A 22,773-nucleotide genomic window follows, 5' to 3' on the forward strand; every position below is an offset into this window, starting at 1 on the left:
TAAAAGTATGACACCAGGCGGACAAGCTCAAATTGGTAATGTTGACCTCGTAAAACAACTCAACAGCGCGGCCGTTTATCGCCTGATTGACCAGCACGGACCAATCTCGCGGATTCAGATAGCCGAACAAAGCCAGCTTGCTCCCGCCAGCGTGACAAAAATTACCCGTCAGCTTATTGAGCGCGGCCTGATCAAAGAAGTCGATCAGCAGGCCTCCACCGGAGGCCGCCGCGCTATCTCTATCGTCACCGAAACCCGCAATTTCCAGGCCATCGGCGTGCGTCTTGGTCGCTACGACACCACGCTTACGCTGTACGATCTGAGCAGTAAAGCCATCGCCGAAGAGCATTACCCGCTGCCGGAGCGCACGCAGGAGACGCTGGAACACGCGCTGCTGAAAACCATCGCCCTTTTCATCGAGAGCTGCCAGCGCAAGATCCGCGAGCTTATTGCCATCTCGGTTATTTTGCCGGGGCTGGTCGATCCTGAAAGCGGCGTGATTCGCTATATGCCGCACATCCAGGTTGAAAACTGGGGCCTGGTAGACGCGCTGGAAAAACGCTTTAACGTGACCTGTTTTGTCGGCCACGATATCCGCTCTCTGGCGCTTGCCGAGCACTACTTTGGTGCGAGCCAGGACTGCGAAGACTCCATTCTGGTGCGCGTTCATCGCGGCACCGGCGCGGGCATCATCTCCAACGGGCGTATTTTTATCGGCCGCAACGGCAACGTCGGCGAGATTGGCCATATCCAGGTTGAACCGCTGGGTGAACGCTGCCACTGCGGAAACTTTGGCTGTCTCGAAACCATTGCCGCCAACGCCGCCATCGAACACCGCGTGCGCCACCTGCTGGAGCAGGGCTATCAAAGCCGCGTCACGCTGGATGACTGCAAGATCGGCCCTATCTGCAAAGCGGCGAACAAAGGCGACCCGCTGGCCTGCGAGGTCATTGAGCAGGTTGGACGCCATCTGGGTAAAACCATCGCCATCGCCATTAACCTGTTTAACCCGCAAAAAGTGGTTATCGCCGGTGAAATTGTCGAAGCGGAAAAGGTGTTACTTCCCGCCATCGAGGGCTGCATCAATACCCAGGCGCTGAAAGCGTTTCGCCAGAACTTGCCGGTGGTGCGCTCTACGCTGGATCACCGTTCGGCCATTGGGGCGTTTGCGCTGGTAAAACGCGCCATGCTCAACGGCAGCCTGCTGCAACATTTGCTGGAATCCTGATCGGATCTTATAGTAACGCCTTCTTTTTTTGATGTCGGAATGTCCATGACCATTAAGAACGTAATTTGTGATATTGACGGCGTGCTGATGCACGATAACGTTGCCGTGCCGGGTGCTGCGGAATTTCTTCACCGCATCATCGACAAAGGAATGCCACTGGTTCTGCTCACGAACTACCCTTCCCAGACTGGTCAGGACCTGGCAAACCGCTTTGCAACGGCAGGGGTTAACGTGCCTGACAGCGTGTTTTACACCTCGGCGATGGCGACGGCGGATTTTCTCAAGCGTCAGGAAGGGAAAAAAGCCTACGTTGTGGGCGAAGGCGCGCTGATCCATGAGCTGTATACAGCCGGTTTTACCATCACCGACGTCAACCCGGACTTTGTCATCGTGGGCGAAACGCGCTCCTACAACTGGGAAATGATGCATAAGGCCTCCTTCTTCGTTGCCAACGGCGCGCGGTTTATCGCCACCAACCCGGACACCCACGGGCGCGGCTTCTATCCGGCCTGCGGCGCGCTGTGCGCGGGCATTGAAAAAATCTCCGGGCGTAAACCGTTTTACGTCGGCAAGCCAAGCCCGTGGATCATTCGCGCTGCGCTGAATAAAATGCAGGCGCATTCTGAAGACACCGTTATCGTAGGCGATAACCTGCGCACCGACATTCTGGCCGGCTTCCAGGCGGGCCTTGAGACGATCCTGGTGCTCTCCGGCGTTTCGACGATCGATGATATCGACAGCATGCCGTTTCGACCGAGCTGGATTTACCCCTCCGTCGATGAAATTGACGTTATCTGATCCCAGACCACGCCCCAGGGCGTGGTTTTTTATTTTTGCGGCCAATCCATACGGCGCCATCTAATAAAACAAGCCTTTTATTGAACAATCATCAATAAAAAGACCTCGCACGTACTCTTTTTTCAACATTCCGCAATCACGATTGCACTATTTGCGTTTTACGCCGTAAAACCCTTGCGCGCCCTCCCCCTTTTACGGCATTTTCATAAGCAAGCAACATCACAACGCATCAGCATTAACGGAGAAGGTTATGTGTTCTATTTTTGGCGTACTGGATATTAAAACTGACGCAGGCGAACTGCGTAAAAAGGCTCTGGAGTTATCTCGCCTGATGCGCCACCGTGGCCCGGACTGGTCCGGCGTGTACGCCAGCGATAAGGCCATTCTGGCTCACGAGCGTTTGTCCATTGTTGACGTCAACGCTGGCGCACAGCCGCTGTATAACGAGAAAAAAACGCACGCGCTGGCGGTGAACGGTGAAATCTACAACCATCAGGCCCTGCGCGCCGAGTATGGCGATCGCTACGCGTTCCAGACAGGCTCCGACTGCGAAGTCATTCTGGCGCTGTATCAGGAAAAAGGGCCAGAGTTTCTGGACGAGCTGCAGGGCATGTTCGCCTTTGCCCTCTACGACAGCGAAAAGGATGCCTACCTGATTGGCCGTGACCACATTGGTATCATCCCGCTGTACATGGGCCACGACGAGCACGGCAACTTCTACGTGGCGTCAGAAATGAAAGCCCTGGTGCCGGTTTGCCGCACCATTAAAGAGTTCCCGGCGGGCAGCTTCCTGTGGAGCAAAGACGGCGAGATCCGTTCGTACTATCAGCGCGACTGGTTCGACTATGACGCGGTAAAAGACAACGTTACCGACAAGGCCGAACTGCGCCAGGCGCTGGAAGAGTCCGTGAAAAGCCACCTGATGTCAGACGTGCCTTACGGCGTGCTGCTCTCCGGCGGCCTGGACTCCTCCGTGATCTCCGCCATTACCAAGAAATTCGCCGCGCGCCGCGTGGAGGATCAGGAGCGCTCGGAAGCCTGGTGGCCGCAGCTCCACTCCTTTGCCGTTGGCCTGGAAGGCGCGCCTGACCTGAAAGCCGCGCAGGAAGTGGCAAACCATCTCGGTACCGTGCACCATGAAATTCACTTCACCGTGCAGGAAGGTCTGGATGCGATCCGCGATGTGATTTACCACATTGAAACCTATGACGTCACGACGATTCGCGCCTCGACGCCAATGTACCTGATGTCCCGCAAGATCAAGGCGATGGGTATTAAAATGGTGTTGTCCGGAGAAGGATCTGACGAGGTGTTCGGCGGCTATCTGTACTTCCACAAAGCGCCAAACGCCAAAGAGCTGCACGAGGAGACGGTGCGTAAGCTGCAGGCGCTGCATATGTTCGACTGCGCGCGCGCCAACAAAGCGATGTCCGCCTGGGGCGTCGAAGCCCGCGTGCCGTTCCTGGATAAAAAATTCCTCGACGTTGCGATGCGCATCAACCCGCAGGATAAGATGTGCGGCAACGGCAAAATGGAAAAACATATCCTGCGTGAATGCTTTGAATCCTATCTGCCGGCAAGCGTGGCGTGGCGTCAGAAAGAGCAGTTCTCCGACGGCGTGGGCTACAGCTGGATTGACACCCTGAAAGAGGTGGCCGCTAAGCACGTTTCCGATCAGCAGCTGGAAACCGCGAGCTTCCGCTTCCCGTATAACACGCCGGGATCGAAAGAAGCGTATCTGTACCGCGAGATCTTTGAAGAGCTGTTCCCGGTTCCAAGCGCGGCCGAGTGCGTGCCGGGCGGCCCGTCCGTTGCCTGTTCCTCTGCGAAAGCGATCGAATGGGACGAATCGTTCAAATCCATGAACGATCCATCAGGGCGCGCGGTCGGCGTTCACCAGTCAGCGTACAAATAATCGCAGCGTTAAAAAGGCCCTCCGGGGCCTTTTCTTTATCCCCTGGCTGCCAGGACAAAAACGATCAATAACCAATAATTGCCGAATATTCGGCCACGCTGTTCGCAACCTAACCAAACAGTCACATTCCGGCTATTTTCGTTGAAAAAGGTATTGACGCTGCAAGGGTCTATACGCATAATGCGCCCCGCAACGCCGATAAGGTAGCGCGAAAAAAAAGATGGCTACGTAGCTCAGCTGGTTAGAGCACATCACTCATAATGATGGGGTCACAGGTTCGAATCCCGTCGTAGCCACCATCTTTTTTTTGCGGGAGTGGCGAAATTGGTAGACGCACCAGATTTAGGTTCTGGCGCCGCAAGGTGTGCGAGTTCAAGTCTCGCCTCCCGCACCATTTCCAGATAAGCGTTGCACGGATGGGGTATCGCCAAGCGGTAAGGCACCGGTTTTTGATACCGGCATTCCCTGGTTCGAATCCAGGTACCCCAGCCATATTTCTTCGATTTTGCGGTTCTCCGCGGTTATTGGGGTATCGCCAAGCGGTAAGGCACCGGTTTTTGATACCGGCATTCCCTGGTTCGAATCCAGGTACCCCAGCCATCGAAGAAAAGCAGTATTGGCTACGTAGCTCAGCTGGTTAGAGCACATCACTCATAATGATGGGGTCACAGGTTCGAATCCCGTCGTAGCCACCAAATTAGTCATTTATCGATTTATACGGTAAACTAGAAAAAATTGTTGGGGTATCGCCAAGCGGTAAGGCTCTGGTTTCTGATACCAGCATTCCGAGGTTCGAATCCTCGTACCCCAGCCAATTTAAAAAAGTCGTTAAGCAGTGTGTTTAACGCAATTGGGGTGTCGCCAAGCGGTAAGGCTCTGGTTTCTGATACCAGCATTCCGGGGTTCGAATCCCTGCACCCCAGCCACTTAAAACAAAATAGCCCGCTCTGCGGGCTTTTTTGTTTTTGTTATCAGTACCGTGCGGCCTGATGCCCTCTCCCACAGGAGAGGGAAAAAAGATTAGAGTCCTAGCGCGTATTTCAATGCCTGGCGCTTCAGGCCACCGGCGCGTTCCGCCGCCATCAATCCAATGTTACGAAGAATGCGCATCGGACCTAAATCGTTACTGAATCCCGCGTGGAACAGATCCATTCCCGACTGCATAATGAAGTTATCCGCCATGCGCCGCGTCTGGTAGCGCTTCAGTATCTGATGGCTGGCCCAGGGTTCAGCGTGCGCCCGCGCATTGCCCAGCACGTCCAGCAGCGCGTCCACGTCACGATAGCCCAGGTTCACGCCCTGCCCCGCCAGCGGGTGGATCGTGTGCGCCGCATCGCCTACCAGTGCCAGCCCTTCACGCGCGTACTGCAAAGCGTGGCGGCGCGTGAGCGGAAATGCGCCCGCCGCAACCGGCGTCACGTTGCCCAGGCGGCTCGGGAAGTGCCGTTGTATTTCGTCCTGCAGCTGAGCCATAGAAAGCCCCTGCAGCTGGCGAATGCGTGCCGGTTTGTCATACCACACCAGCGACGCCCAGTTATCAAACAGCGGTAAAAAGGCGTGCGGTCCGTTCGGCGTAAAGTGCTGCCAGGTGCTTTCGCCGGGCGCATTCTCACACTGAACGGTGATCAGCATGCAGGACTGCTGATACTGCCACGCATGAATGCCAATCCCCGCCATCTGCCTGACCTGCGAGTTCGCTCCATCCGCGCCAACCACCAGCTTCACGGCAAGCTTTTCACCGTTATCCAGCGCCAGCAGATAGCCGTTCTCGTGTGGACGCAGCTCGCGTAAGGTCGCTGGAACGCGCAGCGTCACCTTTGGATGCGCCTCCAGCGCCTGCCAGAGCGCCAGCTGGAGAACGCTGTTCTCCACCATGTAGCCCAGGCGCGGCAGCTTGAGCTCCGCTGCGTCAAACGCGACGTGGGCATTTTCCCACTCCCACGTTTCAAGACGGCTATAGGGATGCGCGCGCATCGCCAGCACCGCCTCCCAGACGCCAAGCCCGCGAAGCAGATCGACAGATGAGGCGCTGATCGCCGAGATCCGCACGTCCGGTTTCGCCGATGCATCGAAGGCCGCGGGCGTCGCCTGCTCTACTACCGTTACCTCAAATCCCTGCTGTGCCAGCCCCAGCGCCAGCGCGCCGCCGACCATACCGCCGCCGACAACGGCAACTTCGGTGTGTTGGAGTGTCATGGTCTTTTTTCCTTATTGGAGAATCCCTTAAGTTTACCGGATTTTTGCGGCCTTGAGGTTGACAACCTTCATACTGGTCACAACCCCACCAAAGCATTACAATACGCGGCTTGCAATCCTGAGCTGAGCAAGTCAATGACTAAAAAACTCCACATAAAAACCTGGGGCTGTCAGATGAACGAATACGATTCATCCAAGATGGCCGATCTGCTGGATACCACCCACGGATACCAGCTGACTGAAAATGCGAAAGAAGCCGATGTGCTGCTGCTTAACACCTGTTCAATTCGTGAAAAAGCGCAGGAAAAGGTCTTTCACCTGCTGGGTCGCTGGAAACTCCTCAAACGAAAAAATCCGGACCTGATTATCGGCGTGGGCGGCTGCGTTGCGTCGCAGGAAGGCAAGCTGATCCGCCAGAGAGCCCCGTACGTGGACATCGTCTTTGGTCCTCAGACTTTGCACCGTCTGCCCGAGATGATCAATAAGGTTCGCGGCACGCGCAGCCCGGTCGTTGACGTGAGCTTCCCGGAGATCGAAAAATTCGACCGCCTGCCGGAGCCGCGCGCCGACGGCCCGAGCGCTTTTGTCTCGATCATGGAAGGCTGCAATAAGTACTGCACCTACTGCGTGGTGCCATACACACGCGGTGAAGAGGTCAGCCGCCCGGCGGACGACATTCTGTTTGAAATCGCGCAGCTTGCCGCGCAGGGCGTACGCGAAGTCAACCTGCTGGGCCAGAACGTCAATGCCTGGCGCGGTGAGAACTACGACGGCACCACCGGCAGCTTTGCCGAGCTGCTGCGCCTGGTGGCGGCAATTGACGGCATTGACCGCATCCGCTTCACCACCAGCCACCCGATGGAATTTTCCGACGACATCATCGATGTCTATCGCGATACGCCGGAGCTGGTGAGCTTCCTGCACCTGCCCATTCAGTGCGGTTCCGACCGCGTGCTGAACCTGATGGGGCGCCCGCACACGGTGCTGGAGTACAAATCCACCATTCGCAAGCTGCGTGAAGCGCGACCGGATATCCAGATCAGCTCCGACTTCATCGTCGGCTTCCCGGGCGAAACCGCGGACGATTTTGAGCGCACCATGAAGCTCATCGGCGAAGTGAACTTTGACGTCAGCTACAGCTTTATCTTCTCTGCGCGCCCGGGTACGCCAGCGGCCGATATGGTCGACGACGTGCCGGAAGAGGAGAAAAAGCAGCGTCTGTATATCCTGCAGGAGCGCATTAACCAGCAGGCAAACGCCTGGAGCCGCCGCATGCTCGGCACCGTCCAGCGCATTCTGGTGGAAGGCACCTCGCGCAAGAGCGTGATGGAACTGTCGGGCCGCACGGAGAATAACCGCGTGGTGAACTTCGAAGGTACGCCGGACATGATCGGTAAATTCGTGGACGTTGAGATTGTCGAGGTGCTGACCAACTCCCTGCGCGCGAAGCTGGTGCGCACCGAAGACCAGATGGGCCTGCGCATCGCCGAGTCTCCGGAATCCGTTATCTCCCGCACCCGCAAAGAAAACGATTCTGGCGTCGGAATTTATCAGCCTTAATCCTTCAGGCCTGCCCGTCCGGCAGGCCTTGTATTTCCTTTCATCGTCCCCAATATCTTCCGCAATGCTTGCGCCTTTATTCTGTGGCGTGAATAATTTCGGTAATGGCCGCGTTATTACGCCACCACCAGGTCAGCTAAACCATCAAAGAGGAACGGTTTGAACATAGACACGCGTGAAATTAGCCTTGAGCCAGCAGACAACGCTCGCCTGCTGAGCCTGTGCGGGCCGTTTGATGACAACATCAAACAACTGGAGCGACGTCTGGGTATCGAAATCTATCGTCGCGATAACCAATTCAAACTCACCGGACGCCCAATCTGCGTCAACGCCGCTGCGGATATTCTTCGCAGCCTGTATGTCGATACCGCCCCGATGCGCGGCGAAATTCAGGATATCGAGCCGGAGCAAATCCACCTCGCGATCAAAGAAGCGCGCGTGCTTGAGCAGAGCGCGGAGAGCGTGCCGGACTACGGCAAGGCGATTCACATCAAGACCAAGCGCGGCGTGATTAAGCCGCGTACGCCGAACCAGGCGCAGTACATCGCCAACATTCTCGATCATGACATCACCTTCGGCGTGGGTCCGGCGGGCACGGGGAAAACCTACCTGGCCGTCGCCGCCGCGGTAGACGCCCTGGAGCGCCAGGACATTCGCCGCATTCTGCTGACGCGTCCTGCGGTAGAGGCCGGTGAAAAGCTGGGCTTCCTGCCGGGCGACTTAAGCCAGAAGGTCGATCCGTATCTGCGCCCGCTGTACGATGCGCTGTTCGAAATGCTGGGCTTTGAGAAGGTCGAGAAGCTGATTGAGCGCAACGTGATTGAAGTCGCGCCGCTGGCCTACATGCGCGGCCGCACGCTTAACGACGCCTTTATCATCCTCGATGAAAGCCAGAACACCACCATCGAACAGATGAAAATGTTCCTGACGCGTATTGGCTTTAACTCGAAGGCGGTCATCACCGGCGACGTCACCCAGATTGACCTGCCGCGCAGCACCAAGTCCGGCCTGCGCCACGCCATCGAAGTCCTGGCGGAAGTAGACGAAATTAGCTTTAACTTCTTCCACAGTGAGGACGTGGTGCGCCACCCGGTTGTTGCGCGCATCGTTAACGCCTACGAGGCCTGGGAAGAAGCCGATCAGAAACGCAGGGCCGAACTGGCCGCAGAACGCAAGCGCGACGCGCAGGAGCAAGAGCAGAAATGAGTCAGGTGATCCTCGATTTACAGCTGGCCTGTGAAGATAATACCGGCATGCCAGAAGAGGCACAGTTTCAGAAATGGCTGGATGCGGTAATCCCCCAGTTTCAGGAAGAATCAGAAGTCACGATTCGCCTGGTGGATGAAGCGGAAAGCCATGAGCTTAACCTGACCTACCGCGGGAAAGATAAGCCAACCAACGTGCTCTCTTTCCCGTTCGAAGCGCCTCCGGGCATCGAGATGCCGCTGTTGGGCGATCTGATCATCTGTCGCCAGGTGGTTGAACAGGAAGCCAAAGAGCAGCAGAAACCCCTTGAAGCCCACTGGGCGCATATGGTGGTCCACGGCAGCCTGCACCTGCTGGGCTACGACCATATAGAAGATGACGAAGCGGAAGAGATGGAGTCCCTCGAGACAGAGATAATGCTTGCTCTGGGCTATGAGGATCCGTACATTGCCGAGAAAGAATAGTCAGTCACCGGCTGACTAACATGCCGCCGCGCAGGGATTTAGCGCGGCGGTGAACTGAGAACCAACAAGAGAACCCTTAACAAACGCCATGAGCGACGACAATTCACACAGTAGCGACACGCCAAACACTAAAAAGGGATTTTTCTCCCTCATCCTGAACCAGCTTTTCCACGGCGAACCGAAAAACCGTGACGAACTGCTGGAGCTGATCCGTGATTCCGGGCAGAACGACCTTATCGACGAAGATACGCGCGAAATGCTCGAAGGGGTAATGGATATCGCTGACCAGCGCGTGCGCGACATCATGATCCCCCGCTCGCAGATGATCACCCTGAAACGCAACCAGACGCTGGACGAGTGTCTCGATGTCATCATCGAATCCGCCCACTCGCGTTTCCCGGTCATCAGCGAAGACAAAGATCACATTGAAGGCATTCTGATGGCGAAAGATCTGCTGCCGTTTATGCGCAGCGACGCCGAAGCCTTCAGCATGGAAAAAGTGTTACGCCAGGCCGTGGTTGTGCCTGAAAGCAAGCGTGTGGATCGGATGCTGAAAGAGTTTCGCTCTCAGCGCTACCACATGGCGATTGTGATTGATGAGTTTGGCGGCGTATCGGGCCTGGTCACGATCGAGGATATCCTCGAGCTGATCGTGGGCGAAATCGAAGACGAATACGATGAAGAAGAAGATATCGACTTCCGCCAGCTGAGCCGCCACACCTGGACCGTGCGCGCGCTGGCCTCGATTGAGGACTTCAACGACGCCTTCGGCACCCACTTCAGCGATGAAGAGGTGGATACCATCGGCGGGCTGGTGATGCAGGCCTTTGGCCATCTTCCGGCGCGCGGCGAGACCGTTGACATCGACGGTTACCAATTCAAGGTCGCCATGGCCGACAGCCGACGTATCATTCAGGTTCACGTCAGAACGCCGGACGACTCACCGGTGCCAAAACTGGAAGATTAATGTAAATGGCATTTGCCCCATTGCTTGAACGCCAGCGCGTCCGTCTGCTGCTGGCGCTGTTGCTCGGAGCCAGCGGTACGCTGGCTTTTTCGCCTTACGATATCTGGCCCGCGGCCATTCTTTCCCTGATGGGGCTACAGGGTTTAACCCTGAATCGCCCTCCGGTGCAGGCCGCGGCTATCGGCTACGTCTGGGGGCTGGGGCTGTTCGGTTCCGGCATTAACTGGGTCTACGTCAGCATCGCGCAGTTTGGCGGGATGCCCGGCCCGGTTAACGTTTTCCTCGTCGTACTGCTCGCCGCTTACCTTTCGCTTTATACCGGCCTGTTCGCGGGCATCCTCTCTCGCCTGTGGCCCAAAACGACCTGGATCCGCGTGGCGATTGCCGCACCGGTTGTCTGGCAGATAACCGAATTTCTCCGCGGCTGGGTGCTGACCGGCTTCCCGTGGCTGCAGTTCGGCTATAGCCAGATCGACGGCCCGCTGAAAGGGCTGGCGCCGGTTATGGGCGTAGAGGCGATTAACTTCCTGCTGATGGTCGTCAGCGGCCTGCTGGTGCTGGCCCTGACCGCGCACAGCTGGAAGCCCCTGGTTGCCGCGCTGGTGCTGTTCGCGCTGCCCTTCCCGCTGCGCTACATTCAGTGGTTCACCCCGCAGCCCGAGCGCGCCATGCAGGTCTCAATGGTCCAGGGCGATATTCCTCAGGCGCTGAAGTGGGATGAAAATCAGCTGATCAACACGCTGAAAATCTACGCCAATGCCACCGAGCAGGTGATGGGGAAATCCCAGCTGGTGATCTGGCCGGAGTCCGCCATTCCCGATCTGGAAATAAACCAGCAGCCGTTCCTGAAGATGATGGATAACCTGCTGCGCGCGCGCGACACCACGCTGATCACCGGGATCGTTGACGCGCGGCTTAACCAGCAGAACCGCTACGATACGTACAACACCATCATTACGCTCGGCAAGGGCAGCGAGTACAGCTACGACTCAACCGATCGCTATAACAAAAACCATCTGGTGCCGTTTGGCGAGTTTGTGCCTCTGGAGTCGATTCTGCGCCCGCTGGCCCCGTTCTTTGATCTGCCGATGTCCTCCTTCAGCCGCGGCCCGTACGTTCAGCCGCAGCTGCACGCGCACGGTTTTGCGCTGACGCCCGCCATTTGCTACGAAATCATCCTCGGCGAGCAGGTGCGCGATAACTTCCGTCCGGATACCGACTACCTGCTGACCATCTCGAACGACGCCTGGTTTGGCAAGTCGATTGGCCCGTGGCAGCACTTCCAGATGGCGCGCATGCGTTCGCTTGAGCTGGCCCGCCCGCTGCTGCGCAGCACCAACAACGGCATCACCGCCGTGATTGGCCCGCAGGGCGAGATTCAGGCGATGATCCCGCAGTTCACCCGCGAGGTGCTGACCGCAAACGTCACGCCGACCACGGGCCTGACGCCGTACGCCCGCACGGGCAACTGGCCGCTGTGGATGCTGACCGCGCTGTTTGGCTTTGGCGCCGTGCTGATGAGCCTGCGTCAGCGTCGCAAATAACCTTCCCCCTCACCCTAGCCCTCTCCCCATAGGGGAGAGGGAACGGTTCTTGCACTTTTTCAAAATCCAGCTCCGCCTTTTTCCCTCTCTCTTCCAGGAATAGGGCCAATTCTGGCACGCCTATTGCTTTGTTAATCCACGCAAACGCTATCTGGCTTAACGTGCAATCTTGTTGCACCCGCGTAGATCGTCGGTAGCACCGAAACGGTGCAACGAGAGATTTTTGCCTCTGAATGGTGCGGCGCGCTTCGCAAAAATAAACAATAACGCAGCAAAATCTTTACATTAAGCCAGACTAAATGTTAACAAGCTTGCATAACACTGCACTCGCACAGCGCGAGAAATAACAACATCACAATAGGTATCAATGCGTCTCTGACGCTGATAAGAAGGAGTTGGGTATGCAATTACGTAAACTGGCCACAGCAATGCTGGTGATGGGGATGTCGGCGGGCGTCGTTCACGCTGAAGACGCGCCGAAAGCAGGAAGCACGCTCGACAAGATCGCCAAAAACGGCGTTATCGTGGTCGGCCACCGTGAATCATCCGTCCCGTTCTCTTACTACGACAACACGCAAAAAGTCGTGGGCTATTCACAGGACTACTCCAACGCCATTGTTGAAGCCGTGAAGAAAAAGCTGAACAAGCCAGACCTCCAGGTGAAGATGATCCCTATCACTTCACAGAACCGTATTCCCCTGCTGCAGAACGGCACCTTCGATTTTGAGTGTGGCTCCACTACCAACAACGTTGAACGCCAGAAACAGGCAGCCTTCTCAGACACCATCTTCGTTGTCGGCACCCGTCTGCTGACCAGGAAGGGCGGCGACATCAAAGATTTTGCCGACCTGAAAGGTAAAGCGGTCGTCGTGACGTCCGGTACAACTTCAGAAGTGCTGCTGCACAAGCTGAACGACGAGAAGAAAATGGATATGCGCATCATCAGCGCGAAAGACCACGGTGACTCCTTCCGTACCCTGGAAAGCGGTCGCGCCGTCGCGTTTATGATGGACGATGCGCTGCTGGCCGGCGAACGTGCAAAAGCGAAGAAACCGGACAACTGGGAAATCGTGGGCACCGCGCAGTCTAAAGAGGCCTACGGCTGCATGCTGCGTAAAGACGACGCCGACTTTAAAAAGCTGATCGATGACACCATCGCGCAGGCACAGACCTCCGGCGAAGCGGAAAAATGGTTCGACAAATGGTTCAAGAACCCAATTCCACCGAAGAACCTGAACATGAACTTCGAACTGTCCGATGACATGAAAGCGCTGTTCAAAACACCAAACGACAAAGCTCTTAACTAATTAGAACAACAGGGGCGGGAATACCTGCCCTCTCGATTGTCGGGAAGCACGGACAGACTATACGCGGAGTGGTCGTTCCCCACTCAGCGCGAAAATGAGCTTCTCACCAATCTTCGAGGGTAGCGCTGCTACCCTTTTTTTTCTGGAGTTTATTATGTCAATCGACTGGAACTGGGGCATCTTTCTGCAACAAGCCCCGTTCGGCAACACCACCTATCTCGGCTGGCTCTGGAGCGGTTTTCAGGTCACCGTTGCGTTATCCGTTACCGCGTGGATTATTGCGTTCCTCGTCGGCTCGGTGTTCGGTATTCTGCGCACCGTCCCTAACCGCTTTCTTTCAACGCTCGGCACCCTATATGTAGAACTGTTCCGCAACGTTCCGCTGATCGTCCAGTTCTTTACCTGGTATCTGGTGATCCCGGAACTGCTGCCGGAAAATATCGGCATGTGGTTCAAGGCGGAACTGGATCCAAACGTGCAGTTCTTCGTCTCCTCCATGCTCTGCCTGGGGCTGTTCACCGCCGCGCGCGTCTGCGAGCAGGTGCGCGCCGCGATCCAGTCGCTGCCGCGTGGACAGAAGAACGCCGCGCTGGCGATGGGTCTGACGCTGCCGCAGGCCTACCGCTACGTGCTGCTGCCCAACGCCTATCGCGTCATCGTCCCGCCGATGACCTCAGAGATGATGAACCTGGTGAAAAACTCGGCCATCGCCTCGACCATCGGCCTGGTGGACATGGCCGCACAGGCGGGCAAGCTGCTGGATTACTCCGCGCACGCGTGGGAATCCTTCACCGCAATTACGCTCGCGTATGTTCTGATTAACGCTTTCATCATGCTGGTAATGAACCTGGTTGAACGCAAAATTCGCCTGCCGGGCAATATGGGGGGCAAATAATGTACGAGTTTGACTGGAGTTCTATCGTCCCTTCGCTGCCGTACCTGCTGGATGGCCTACTGATTACGTTAATAATCACCGTCATTGCCATCATCGTCGGTATCGTCTGGGGCACCCTGCTGGCGGTCATGCGCCTGTCGAGCTTTAAGCCGCTCGCCTGGTTTGCGACCGCGTACGTTAACGTTTTCCGCTCCATCCCGCTGGTGATGGTGCTGCTGTGGTTCTACCTGATCGTTCCCGGCTTCCTGCAAAACGTGCTGGGGCTGTCGCCGAAAAGCGATATTCGCCTGATTTCGGCGATGGTGGCGTTCTCGATGTTTGAGGCCGCCTACTACTCGGAGATTATCCGCGCGGGCATTCAGAGCATCTCCCGCGGGCAGTCCAGCGCCGCGCTGGCGCTGGGGATGACGCACTGGCAGTCAATGCAGCTGATTATTCTGCCGCAGGCGTTTCGCGCCATGGTTCCGCTGCTGCTGACGCAGGGCATTGTGCTGTTCCAGGATACCTCGCTGGTCTACGTTCTCAGCCTGGCGGACTTCTTCCGTACCGCGTCAACCATTGGCGAGCGTGATGGTACGCAGGTTGAGATGGTCCTGTTCGCGGGCGGGGTCTATTTTGTGATTAGTTTAAGCGCGTCGCTGTTGGTCAGCTGGCTGAAGAAAAGGACTGTATAATGATTTCCCTGAAAAATGTTTCAAAATGGTATGGGCACTTTCAGGTGCTGACCGACTGCTCCACCGAAGTAAAAAAAGGCGACGTGGTGGTCGTTTGCGGACCGTCCGGCTCCGGTAAATCGACCCTCATTAAAACGGTGAACGGCCTGGAACCCGTGCAACAAGGCGAGATCGTCGTTAACGGTACCAAAGTTAACGACAAGAAAACGAATCTGGCCCAGCTGCGCTCCCACGTTGGGATGGTATTTCAGCACTTTGAGCTGTTCCCGCACCTCTCGATCATCGAGAACCTGACGCTGGCGCAGGTGAAGGTGCTCAAGCGCGACAAAAAAGCGGCGCGCGAGAAGGGGCTGAAGCTGCTGGAGCGCGTGGGGCTTTCCGCTCACGCCGATAAGCTCCCGGCACAGCTTTCCGGCGGCCAGCAGCAGCGCGTGGCGATCGCCCGCGCGCTGTGTATGGATCCGGTGGCGATGCTGTTTGATGAACCCACGTCAGCGCTCGATCCCGAGATGATCAACGAAGTGCTGGACGTGATGGTCGAGCTGGCGCACGAAGGGATGACCATGATGGTGGTGACGCACGAGATGGGCTTCGCCCGCAAGGTGGCCAACCGCGTGATTTTCATGGATGAAGGGAAGATCGTTGAAGACTCGCCGAAAGAGGAGTTCTTCGCTAACCCGAAATCCGAGCGCGCTAAAGACTTCCTCGCCAAAATCCTGCATTAATCTTTTCAGTGCGCAATCTGCGGATTGCGCACTGCCTCACGCTTTTCCCCTCTTGTTCTCGTCGGCGTCTCAATGCAGCGTTAACCTTGTCACACAATAATGCCAAGCATGGAGAACCCTATGGCACAGCCAATTATTCTCGATTGCGATCCGGGTCATGACGACGCGATCGCCCTCGTACTTGCCCTCGCCTCCCCCGAGCTGGACGTCAAGGCCGTCACCTCATCCGCTGGAAACCAGACGCCTGATAAAACCCTGCGCAACGTCCTGCGCATGCTGACGCTGCTAAAGCGCACCGATATTCCGGTCGCGGGCGGCGCGTTAAAACCGCTGATGCGGGATCTGATCATTGCCGACAACGTTCACGGCGAGAGCGGCCTAGACGGCCCTGCGCTGCCGGAACCGGGCTTTGCGCCACAAAGCTGCACCGCGGTTGAGCTGATGGCGAAGGTGCTGCGCGAAAGCAGCGAGCCCGTCACGCTGGTCGCCACCGGCCCGCAAACCAACATCGCGCTGCTGCTGAACAGCCATCCCGAGCTGCACGCCAGGATCGCGCGCATCGTCATCATGGGCGGCGCGATGGGGCTGGGTAACTGGACGCCGGCGGCGGAGTTCAACATCTTTGTCGACCCGGAAGCCGCTGAGATTGTGTTCCAGTCCGGGTTACCGATTGTGATGGCAGGGCTGGACGTCACCCACCGCGCGCAGATTATGGCGGAGGATATTGAGCGCTTCCGCGCCGTCGGCAACCCTGTTGCTACTACGGTGGCGGAGCTGCTCGACTTCTTTATGGAATACCACAAGGCGGAGAAGTGGGGCTTCCACGGCGCGCCGCTGCACGATCCGTGCACCATTGCCTGGCTGCTGAAGCCGGAGATGTTTACGACGGTGGACAGGTGGGTTGGCGTGGAAACGCAGGGGAAATATACGCAGGGGATGACGGTGGTGGATTACTACTCGCTGACGGGTAATGCGCCGAATACCACGGTGATGGTGGACATAGACCGAGAGGGGTTTGTCGATTTGCTGGCGGAGCGGCTGGCTTATTATTCTGCGGCCTGATGCCCTCACCCTGGCCCTCTCCCACAGGGGTGAGGAATCCCCACAAATTTCAGCTTGGCACAGACTACTCCCTCTCCATTCAGGGAGAGGGCTGGGGTGAGGGGGAGCATGCGACTCAGGTGGTTGTTCCGTTCACCTTAAGTTCTGCACTTCTCTGTCTGAAGCGTCACCCGTGAACGTGTGAAGGGGGCTTGCCGCCGCCCCCTTCACAATCCCGGCTCCCGGCAAAGAAAATCGCCGCTTCGCGGTGCCTTCGGCTTATTCCCTTCGGCTATCGAGTCGGGCGTGATCCTACATCCATGTAGGTCACGCCCTCTCGGCGCATCCGTGCGCCTCGCCCCGGCCTACGGTCAACGCCTCAGCGATTTTCAGCCGGACCAGGGGGCCGCTGTAAGTCATTTATTATCCTGTAATTTTTCATTTCTTTAAGAGCAAGAAAATTACTGGGGATTCCTCAGCCCACAGGGAGAGGGAACAAACCTGCTCTTTTACCTAGGGTTCAAACGGCCGGCGCTGGAACTGATCGTGGCCGCATTTCGGGCACAGCGGCAGCACGTCCGGCGTATAAACGGCAATATGATGGTGGCATTTCTCGCAAACCAGATTCCCCAGCCCCACCACCTCACCGCTGTGGTACACGCCGTGGTGGTTCAGATCCTGAAACACCTCGCGCCACTCCAGCTGGGTTTTATCGGTGATATCCGCCAGCTCCTGCCACAGGCTTTCTTTAATCACCCGCATAAACACGCTGTCGGCGACCTCGTCCTGGCTCTCCTCGTAGCTGCGCGCAAACTCTTCCAGGTCGCGGCGCACGGCGCGCGTGACCTCTTCAACCTCGGTTCGCGTTAACTCACCCGTTTGCGTCACCCGCGCACGCGCCTGTTCAACCAGCGCATCAATGTCGCGCTCGCCGTTACGCAGCCGTTCGGTGAGTGTCGCCATCAGTTCGCGGTAAAATTGAGCAACCTTGTTCATCATTCTGCCTCCTGGGTAAGTGACTCTTTTTAATCATAGACCTTATTTCGCTCCCGCTTTGCCGAGTGGAGCACAGAGCCCGTAAATTCCTGCAAAGGGCATTTGTGCGAAAGGCTGTTTTGACGCGAACGTTTGGGCTATGCTATGCGGATCTGAATTACCACATCCATTGGCTACATTTGTAGCTGTATTGAACACAGGACCACTGGCTGCCATGCAAGAGCAATACCGCCCGGAAGAGATAGAATCCAAAGTCCAGCAACACTGGGACGAGAAGCGTACCTTTGAAGTTACCGAAGACGAGAGCAAAGAGAAGTATTACTGCCTGTCGATGCTTCCCTATCCTTCTGGTCGACTACACATGGGCCACGTGCGTAACTACACCATTGGCGATGTGATTGCCCGCTACCAGCGCATGCTGGGTAAAAACGTACTGCAGCCCATCGGCTGGGATGCGTTCGGCCTGCCTGCTGAAGGCGCCGCGGTAAAAAACAACACCGCCCCCGCGCCGTGGACGTACGACAACATCGCGTACATGAAAAACCAGCTCAAAATGCTGGGCTTCGGCTACGACTGGAGTCGCGAGCTGGCGACCTGCACGCCGGAATACTACCGCTGGGAGCAGAAATTCTTTACCGAGCTGTATAAAAAAGGCCTCGTGTACAAGAAAACCTCCGCCGTTAACTGGTGCCCGAACGATCAGACCGTTCTGGCAAACGAACAGGTTATCGACGGCTGCTGCTGGCGCTGCGACACCAAGGTTGAACGTAAAGAGATCCCGCAGTGGTTTATCAAAATCACCGCTTACGCAGACGAGCTGCTGAACGATCTGGATAAGCTGGATCACTGGCCTGACACCGTTAAGACCATGCAGCGCAACTGGATTGGGCGTTCCGAAGGTGTAGAAATCACCTTCAACGTTAAAAGCTATGACCAGACGCTGACCGTATATACCACCCGTCCGGACACCTTCATGGGTGCGACCTACCTGGCCGTGGCCGCAGGTCACCCGCTGGCGCAGAAAGCAGCCGAGAACACCCCGGAGCTGGCGACCTTCATCGACGAATGCCGCAACACCAAAGTGGCCGAAGCCGACATGGCGACCATGGAGAAGAAAGGCGTTGATACCGGCTTTAAAGCCGTGCATCCGCTGACCGGCGAAGAAATTCCGGTGTGGGCCGCAAACTTCGTGCTGATGGAGTACGGTACCGGCGCGGTGATGGCCGTTCCGGGTCACGACCAGCGCGACTACGAGTTTGCCACCAAATATGGCCTGAACATCAAGCCGGTTATCCTGGCGGCCGACGGCTCTGAACCGGACCTGTCCGAGCAGGCGCTGACGGAAAAAGGCACCCTGTTCAACTCCGGTGAATTTAGCGGCCTGAGCTTCGAAGAAGGCTTCAACGCGATTGCCGACAAGCTGGCCTCGCTGGGCGTTGGCGAGCGTAAGGTGAACTATCGCCTGCGCGACTGGGGCGTTTCCCGCCAGCGTTACTGGGGCGCACCGATTCCAATGGTGACGCTGGAAGACGGTACCGTGGTGCCAACGCCAGAAGATCAGCTGCCGGTGATCCTGCCGGAAGACGTGGTCATGGACGGCATCACCAGCCCGATCAAGGCCGATCCTGAGTGGGCAAAAACCACCGTGAACGGCCAGCCTGCGCTGCGCGAAACCGACACCTTCGACACCTTTATGGAGTCCTCCTGGTACTACGCGCGCTACACCTGCCCGCAGTATCAGGAAGGCATGCTGGATTCCGACGCGGCGAACTACTGGCTGCCGGTGGATATCTACATCGGCGGTATCGAACACGCGATCATGCACCTGCTCTACTTCCGCTTCTTCCACAAGCTGATGCGCGATGCGGGCATGGTTAACTCCGACGAGCCGGCAAAACAGCTGCTGTGTCAGGGTATGGTTCTGGCCGACGCGTTTTACTACGTGGGCGCGAACGGCGAGCGTAACTGGGTTTCTCCGGTTGACGCCATCGTTGAACGCGACGAGAAAGGCCGCATCGTGAAGGCAAAAGATGCCGAAGGCCACGAGCTGGTCTACACCGGCATGAGCAAGATGTCCAAGTCCAAAAACAACGGCATCGACCCGCAGGTCATGGTTGAACGCTACGGCGCAGATACCGTGCGTCTGTTCATGATGTTTGCCTCCCCGGCCGACATGACGCTCGAGTGGCAGGAATCCGGCGTTGAAGGCGCTAACCGCTTCCTGAAACGCGTCTGGAAACTGGTGTACGAGCACACCGCTCAGGGCGATGCCCCTGCGCTGGACGTTGCCGCGCTGACTGAAGATCAGCAGGCGCTGCGTCGCGACGTGCATAAAACCATTGCGAAAGTCACCGATGATATCGGTCGTCGTCAGACCTTCAACACCGCAATTGCGGCTATTATGGAACTGATGAACAAACTGGCTAAAGCACCGCAGGAGGGCGAGCAGGATCGCGCCTTAATGCGTGAAGCGCTGCTGGCCGTCGTTCGTATGCTGAACCCGTTCACTCCGCACGCCAGCTTCACCCTGTGGCAGGCGCTGAAGGGCGAAGGCTATATCGACAACGCGCCGTGGCCGGTCGCGGACGAAGCGGCAATGGTGGAAAACACCACGCTGGTCGTCGTGCAGGTTAACGGTAAAGTGCGCGGTAAAATTACCGTTGCCGTGGATGCAACCGAGGAACAGGTGCGCGAGCGCGCGGGCCAGGAGCATCTGGTGGCGAAATATCTTGAGGGCGTTACCGTACGTAAGGTTATCTACGTACCGGGTAAACTCCTTAATCTGGTCGTTGGCTAAGCGCGGGAGGAAACGTGCGACAACTGGCAACAATACTTCTATCTTTGGCGGTGCTTGTCACCGCCGGCTGTGGCTGGCACCTGCGCAATACAACGGCGGTGCCAGAGCAGATGAAAACGATGATCTTCGACTCCTCGGATCCAAACGGCCCACTTAGCCGTGCGCTTCGTAGTCAGCTGCGCCTGAACGGCGTGGAGATCATTGAGAAAGACACGCTTCGCCAGGATGTACCGTCATTCCGCGTTCTGCGCTCAACGCTGAGCAAAGATACGGCGTCTATCTTCCAGGACGGGCGCACGGCGGAATATCAGATGGTGATGTCGGTTAGCGCAGCCGTGCTGATCCCGGGTAAAGATATCTACCCAATCAGCACCAAGGTCTACCGTTCGTTCTTTGATAACCCGCAGACGGCGCTGGCGAAAGATGCCGAACAGCAAATTATCATTAACGAAATGTACGACAAGGCTGCGGAACAGCTGATCCGTCAGCTGCCGCGCATTGCCTCAACGTCTAAACAGGGTTCAGACATTGTCGACAAGCCTGAGGCAGCGTCGCTTCCGGCAGCCACTTCGTTGGGTAACTGATGATCAGGCTGTATCCTGAACAACTCCGCGCGCAGCTCAATGAAGGGCTGCGCGCGGCGTATCTGCTGCTCGGAAACGATCCGCTTTTGCTCCAGGAAAGTCTTGATGCCGTTCGCCACGCGGCGGCGGCGCATGGCTTCGATGAACACCACACCTTCCAGCTTGATTACAGCACAGACTGGAACGCGATCTTTTCAGTTTGTCAGGCGATGAGCCTGTTCGCGTCTCGTCAAACCATCCAGATCCTGCTGCCGGAAAATGGCCCTAACGCGGCCATAAATGAACAGCTGGCGACGCTGGTAAGCCTGCTTCACGGCGATCTGCTGCTGATTGTGCGCGGCAACAAGCTGACTAAACCGCAGGAAAATGCGGCGTGGGTAACGACGCTCGCCACCAACGCGGTGCTTGTGACCTGCCAGACACCCGAGCAGGCACACCTGCCTAAGTGGGTTGCGGCAAGGGCAAAGCAGCATAACCTGCAGCTTGACGATGCGGCGAATCAGCTGCTTTGCTACTGCTATGAGGGCAATTTGCTGGCATTAGCGCAGGCGCTGGACAGGCTTTCCCTGTTGTGGCCGGACGGCAAGCTGACGCTGCCGCGCGTTGAGCAGGCGGTTAACGACGCCGCGCACTTTACGCCGTTCCACTGGGTGGACGCGCTGCTGGCCGCCAAGAGCAAACGCGCGCTGCATATCCTGCAGCAGCTGCGCCTTGAAGGCAGCGAGCCGGTCATTTTATTGCGTACGCTCCAGCGCGAACTGCTGCTGTTAATCAATCTTAAGCGCCAGTCGGCCCACACGCCCCTGCGCTCGCTGTTTGATAAACACCGCGTCTGGCAAAACCGCAGGGCGATGACCACCGAGGCCATTAACCGCCTCAGCCACGACCAGCTGCGCCAGGCCGTGCATCTGCTCACACGCGCCGAGCTGACGTTGAAGCAGGACTACGGTCAATCGGTGTGGGAAGAGCTTGAAAGTCTTTCCCTGCTGCTGTGCCATAAGGCGCTGGCCGACGTATTTATTGATGGATAATATGCACTCTTTACAGGCGCTGTATGGCGGTACCTTCGACCCGGTACACTATGGTCACCTCAAGCCCGTCGAAATTCTGGCAAACCTGATTGGCCTGCAGCGCGTGATTATCATGCCTAACAACGTTCCGCCGCACCGCCCCCAGCCGGAAGCGACCAGCGAGCAGCGTAAAGCGATGCTGGCGCTGGCAATTGCCGATAAGCCGCTGTTCACCCTCGACGAGCGCGAGCTCAAGCGCGACGCGCCGTCATGGACGTCCGAAACGCTGCGGGAGTGGCGCGCGGAAGAAGGGCCGGAGAAACCGCTGGCGTTTATCATTGGCCAGGATTCGTTGCTTAACTTCCCCAGCTGGCACCAGTACGACACGATTCTGAACAACAGCCACCTTATCGTGACCCGTCGCCCGGGCTATCCCCTGACCATGCGCGAAGAACAGTATCAGGCATGGCTGGAAGACCATTTGACGGACAATATTGACGATCTCCACGCGCTGCCCGCCGGTAAAATCTATCTGGCCGAGACGCCGTGGTTTGATATCTCAGCAACGCTTATCCGCGAGCGCCTACAGGCGGGCCAGCCCTGCGACGCCCTGCTGCCCTCCCCGGTGCTGGAATATATTCATCAGCACGGTTTGTATCAGAAAAGAGCAGATCAATAATCCCGACACCTGAAAAAACACCTTATTGATTATCCTGCCTTGACAGGTAAAGTCATACTGTTATCCTCCGCTGCCAGACTTTCCCGCCGAACATTGCTTTACAGAAATTGTTTTACAAAAATGGCGATGCAATCTCAGGCGGAGGGTGGGATGATACCCGCCTTCAAAAGCCCGGACGGTGACATTT

General features: G+C 57.1%; 19 protein-coding genes and 7 tRNA genes. 24 read left to right on the top strand and 2 right to left on the bottom strand.

The window, feature by feature from the left end:
• Positions 1 to 7 precede the first annotated feature (7 nt).
• The 10 genes from AB8804_RS10685 to AB8804_RS10730 all read left to right on the top strand — a co-directional run bounded on the left by AB8804_RS10685 (position 8) and on the right by AB8804_RS10730 (position 4,867).
• The gene (locus AB8804_RS10685) at positions 8 to 1,228 is read left to right on the top strand and encodes an N-acetylglucosamine repressor (RefSeq protein WP_371185780.1); all 1,221 of its coding nucleotides are present in this window, start codon (positions 8 to 10) and stop codon (positions 1,226 to 1,228) included.
• Positions 1,229 to 1,273: 45 nt separating this feature from the next.
• A complete protein-coding gene (gene nagD, locus AB8804_RS10690; RefSeq protein ID WP_371185782.1) occupies positions 1,274 to 2,026 on the top strand; it encodes a ribonucleotide monophosphatase NagD in 753 nt (250 codons plus the stop codon).
• A 250-nt stretch (positions 2,027 to 2,276) separates the two neighbouring features.
• A complete protein-coding gene (gene asnB / locus AB8804_RS10695; RefSeq protein WP_371185784.1) occupies positions 2,277 to 3,941 on the top strand; it encodes an asparagine synthase B in 1,665 nt (554 codons plus the stop codon).
• Positions 3,942 to 4,163: 222 nt separating this feature from the next.
• Positions 4,164 to 4,240 (top strand) — tRNA-Met (locus AB8804_RS10700).
• Positions 4,241 to 4,250: 10 nt separating this feature from the next.
• Positions 4,251 to 4,335: transfer RNA gene (locus tag AB8804_RS10705), tRNA-Leu, on the top strand.
• Positions 4,336 to 4,358: 23 nt separating this feature from the next.
• Positions 4,359 to 4,433, top strand: a tRNA-Gln gene (locus tag AB8804_RS10710).
• A 33-nt stretch (positions 4,434 to 4,466) separates the two neighbouring features.
• Positions 4,467 to 4,541 (top strand) — tRNA-Gln (locus AB8804_RS10715).
• Positions 4,542 to 4,559: 18 nt separating this feature from the next.
• A tRNA-Met gene (locus AB8804_RS10720) sits at positions 4,560 to 4,636 on the top strand.
• 44 nt (positions 4,637 to 4,680) lie between these two features.
• Positions 4,681 to 4,755, top strand: a tRNA-Gln gene (locus tag AB8804_RS10725).
• A gap of 37 nt (positions 4,756 to 4,792) precedes the next feature.
• A tRNA-Gln gene (locus tag AB8804_RS10730) sits at positions 4,793 to 4,867 on the top strand.
• Between the two features lie 94 nt (positions 4,868 to 4,961).
• Here the strand turns inward: AB8804_RS10730 and ubiF are convergent.
• Positions 4,962 to 6,137, bottom strand: coding sequence for a 3-demethoxyubiquinol 3-hydroxylase (ubiF, locus tag AB8804_RS10735; protein WP_371185786.1), 1,176 nt, complete (start codon positions 6,135 to 6,137; stop codon positions 4,962 to 4,964).
• Positions 6,138 to 6,272: 135 nt separating this feature from the next.
• Between ubiF and miaB the strand changes: the two genes are divergently transcribed.
• The 10 genes from miaB (at position 6,273) to rihA (ending at position 16,541) form a co-directional block, all read left to right on the top strand.
• Complete coding sequence (gene miaB, locus AB8804_RS10740; protein WP_371185788.1) at positions 6,273 to 7,697, top strand: tRNA (N6-isopentenyl adenosine(37)-C2)-methylthiotransferase MiaB; 1,425 nt, start codon at positions 6,273 to 6,275, stop codon at positions 7,695 to 7,697.
• 159 nt (positions 7,698 to 7,856) lie between these two features.
• Positions 7,857 to 8,903 (top strand): PhoH family protein, encoded by a 1,047-nt coding sequence (locus AB8804_RS10745; protein ID WP_371185790.1) that lies wholly within the window; start codon positions 7,857 to 7,859, stop codon positions 8,901 to 8,903.
• Positions 8,900 to 9,367, top strand: coding sequence for an rRNA maturation RNase YbeY (ybeY, locus tag AB8804_RS10750; RefSeq protein ID WP_371185792.1), 468 nt, complete (start codon positions 8,900 to 8,902; stop codon positions 9,365 to 9,367). The genes AB8804_RS10745 and ybeY overlap by 4 nt, the downstream gene beginning before the upstream one ends.
• Before the next feature lie 88 nt (positions 9,368 to 9,455).
• Positions 9,456 to 10,334 (top strand): CNNM family magnesium/cobalt transport protein CorC, encoded by an 879-nt coding sequence (gene corC, locus AB8804_RS10755; RefSeq protein ID WP_112011505.1) that lies wholly within the window; start codon positions 9,456 to 9,458, stop codon positions 10,332 to 10,334.
• Between the two features lie 5 nt (positions 10,335 to 10,339).
• Positions 10,340 to 11,878, top strand: a complete 1,539-nt coding sequence (lnt, locus tag AB8804_RS10760) for an apolipoprotein N-acyltransferase (protein WP_371185794.1) — start codon at positions 10,340 to 10,342, stop codon at positions 11,876 to 11,878.
• Between the two features lie 401 nt (positions 11,879 to 12,279).
• Positions 12,280 to 13,185 carry an amino acid ABC transporter substrate-binding protein gene (locus AB8804_RS10765; protein WP_371185796.1) on the top strand — a complete coding sequence of 302 codons (906 nt, stop codon included), beginning with the start codon at positions 12,280 to 12,282 and terminating at the stop codon, positions 13,183 to 13,185.
• Between the two features lie 154 nt (positions 13,186 to 13,339).
• On the top strand, positions 13,340 to 14,080 hold the full coding sequence (gene gltJ, locus AB8804_RS10770; RefSeq protein WP_371185798.1) for a glutamate/aspartate ABC transporter permease GltJ: 741 nt from the start codon (positions 13,340 to 13,342) through the stop codon (positions 14,078 to 14,080).
• Positions 14,080 to 14,754 (top strand): glutamate/aspartate ABC transporter permease GltK, encoded by a 675-nt coding sequence (gene gltK / locus AB8804_RS10775; RefSeq protein ID WP_371185800.1) that lies wholly within the window; start codon positions 14,080 to 14,082, stop codon positions 14,752 to 14,754. Before gltJ ends, gltK begins: the two co-directional genes overlap by 1 nt.
• The gene (locus tag AB8804_RS10780; protein WP_371185802.1) at positions 14,754 to 15,479 is read left to right on the top strand and encodes an amino acid ABC transporter ATP-binding protein; all 726 of its coding nucleotides are present in this window, start codon (positions 14,754 to 14,756) and stop codon (positions 15,477 to 15,479) included. The genes gltK and AB8804_RS10780 overlap by 1 nt, the downstream gene beginning before the upstream one ends.
• A gap of 120 nt (positions 15,480 to 15,599) precedes the next feature.
• On the top strand, positions 15,600 to 16,541 hold the full coding sequence (rihA, locus tag AB8804_RS10785) for a pyrimidine-specific ribonucleoside hydrolase RihA (protein WP_371185804.1): 942 nt from the start codon (positions 15,600 to 15,602) through the stop codon (positions 16,539 to 16,541).
• Positions 16,542 to 17,033: 492 nt separating this feature from the next.
• On the opposite strand, the gene AB8804_RS10790 is transcribed toward rihA, so the two are convergent.
• A complete protein-coding gene (locus AB8804_RS10790) occupies positions 17,034 to 17,516 on the bottom strand; it encodes a zinc ribbon-containing protein (RefSeq protein WP_371186036.1) in 483 nt (160 codons plus the stop codon).
• A 214-nt stretch (positions 17,517 to 17,730) separates the two neighbouring features.
• Here AB8804_RS10790 and leuS point away from each other — a divergent pair, with 214 nt between their 5' ends.
• The 4 genes from leuS to nadD are packed head-to-tail and all read left to right on the top strand — an operon-like array spanning position 17,731 to position 22,586.
• On the top strand, positions 17,731 to 20,313 hold the full coding sequence (gene leuS / locus AB8804_RS10795; RefSeq protein ID WP_371185806.1) for a leucine--tRNA ligase: 2,583 nt from the start codon (positions 17,731 to 17,733) through the stop codon (positions 20,311 to 20,313).
• A gap of 14 nt (positions 20,314 to 20,327) precedes the next feature.
• Positions 20,328 to 20,897, top strand: a complete 570-nt coding sequence (gene lptE, locus AB8804_RS10800; RefSeq protein WP_371185808.1) for an LPS assembly lipoprotein LptE — start codon at positions 20,328 to 20,330, stop codon at positions 20,895 to 20,897.
• Complete coding sequence (gene holA, locus AB8804_RS10805; RefSeq protein ID WP_371185810.1) at positions 20,897 to 21,928, top strand: DNA polymerase III subunit delta; 1,032 nt, start codon at positions 20,897 to 20,899, stop codon at positions 21,926 to 21,928. Before lptE ends, holA begins: the two co-directional genes overlap by 1 nt.
• Positions 21,921 to 22,586 (top strand): nicotinate-nucleotide adenylyltransferase, encoded by a 666-nt coding sequence (gene nadD, locus AB8804_RS10810; RefSeq protein ID WP_371185812.1) that lies wholly within the window; start codon positions 21,921 to 21,923, stop codon positions 22,584 to 22,586. Before holA ends, nadD begins: the two co-directional genes overlap by 8 nt.
• Positions 22,587 to 22,773 lie beyond the last annotated feature (187 nt).

Origin of the sequence: Enterobacter sp. KBR-315C3_2022, assembly GCF_041399425.1 — a bacterium.
Taxonomy (GTDB): Bacteria; Pseudomonadota; Gammaproteobacteria; order Enterobacterales; family Enterobacteriaceae; genus Enterobacter.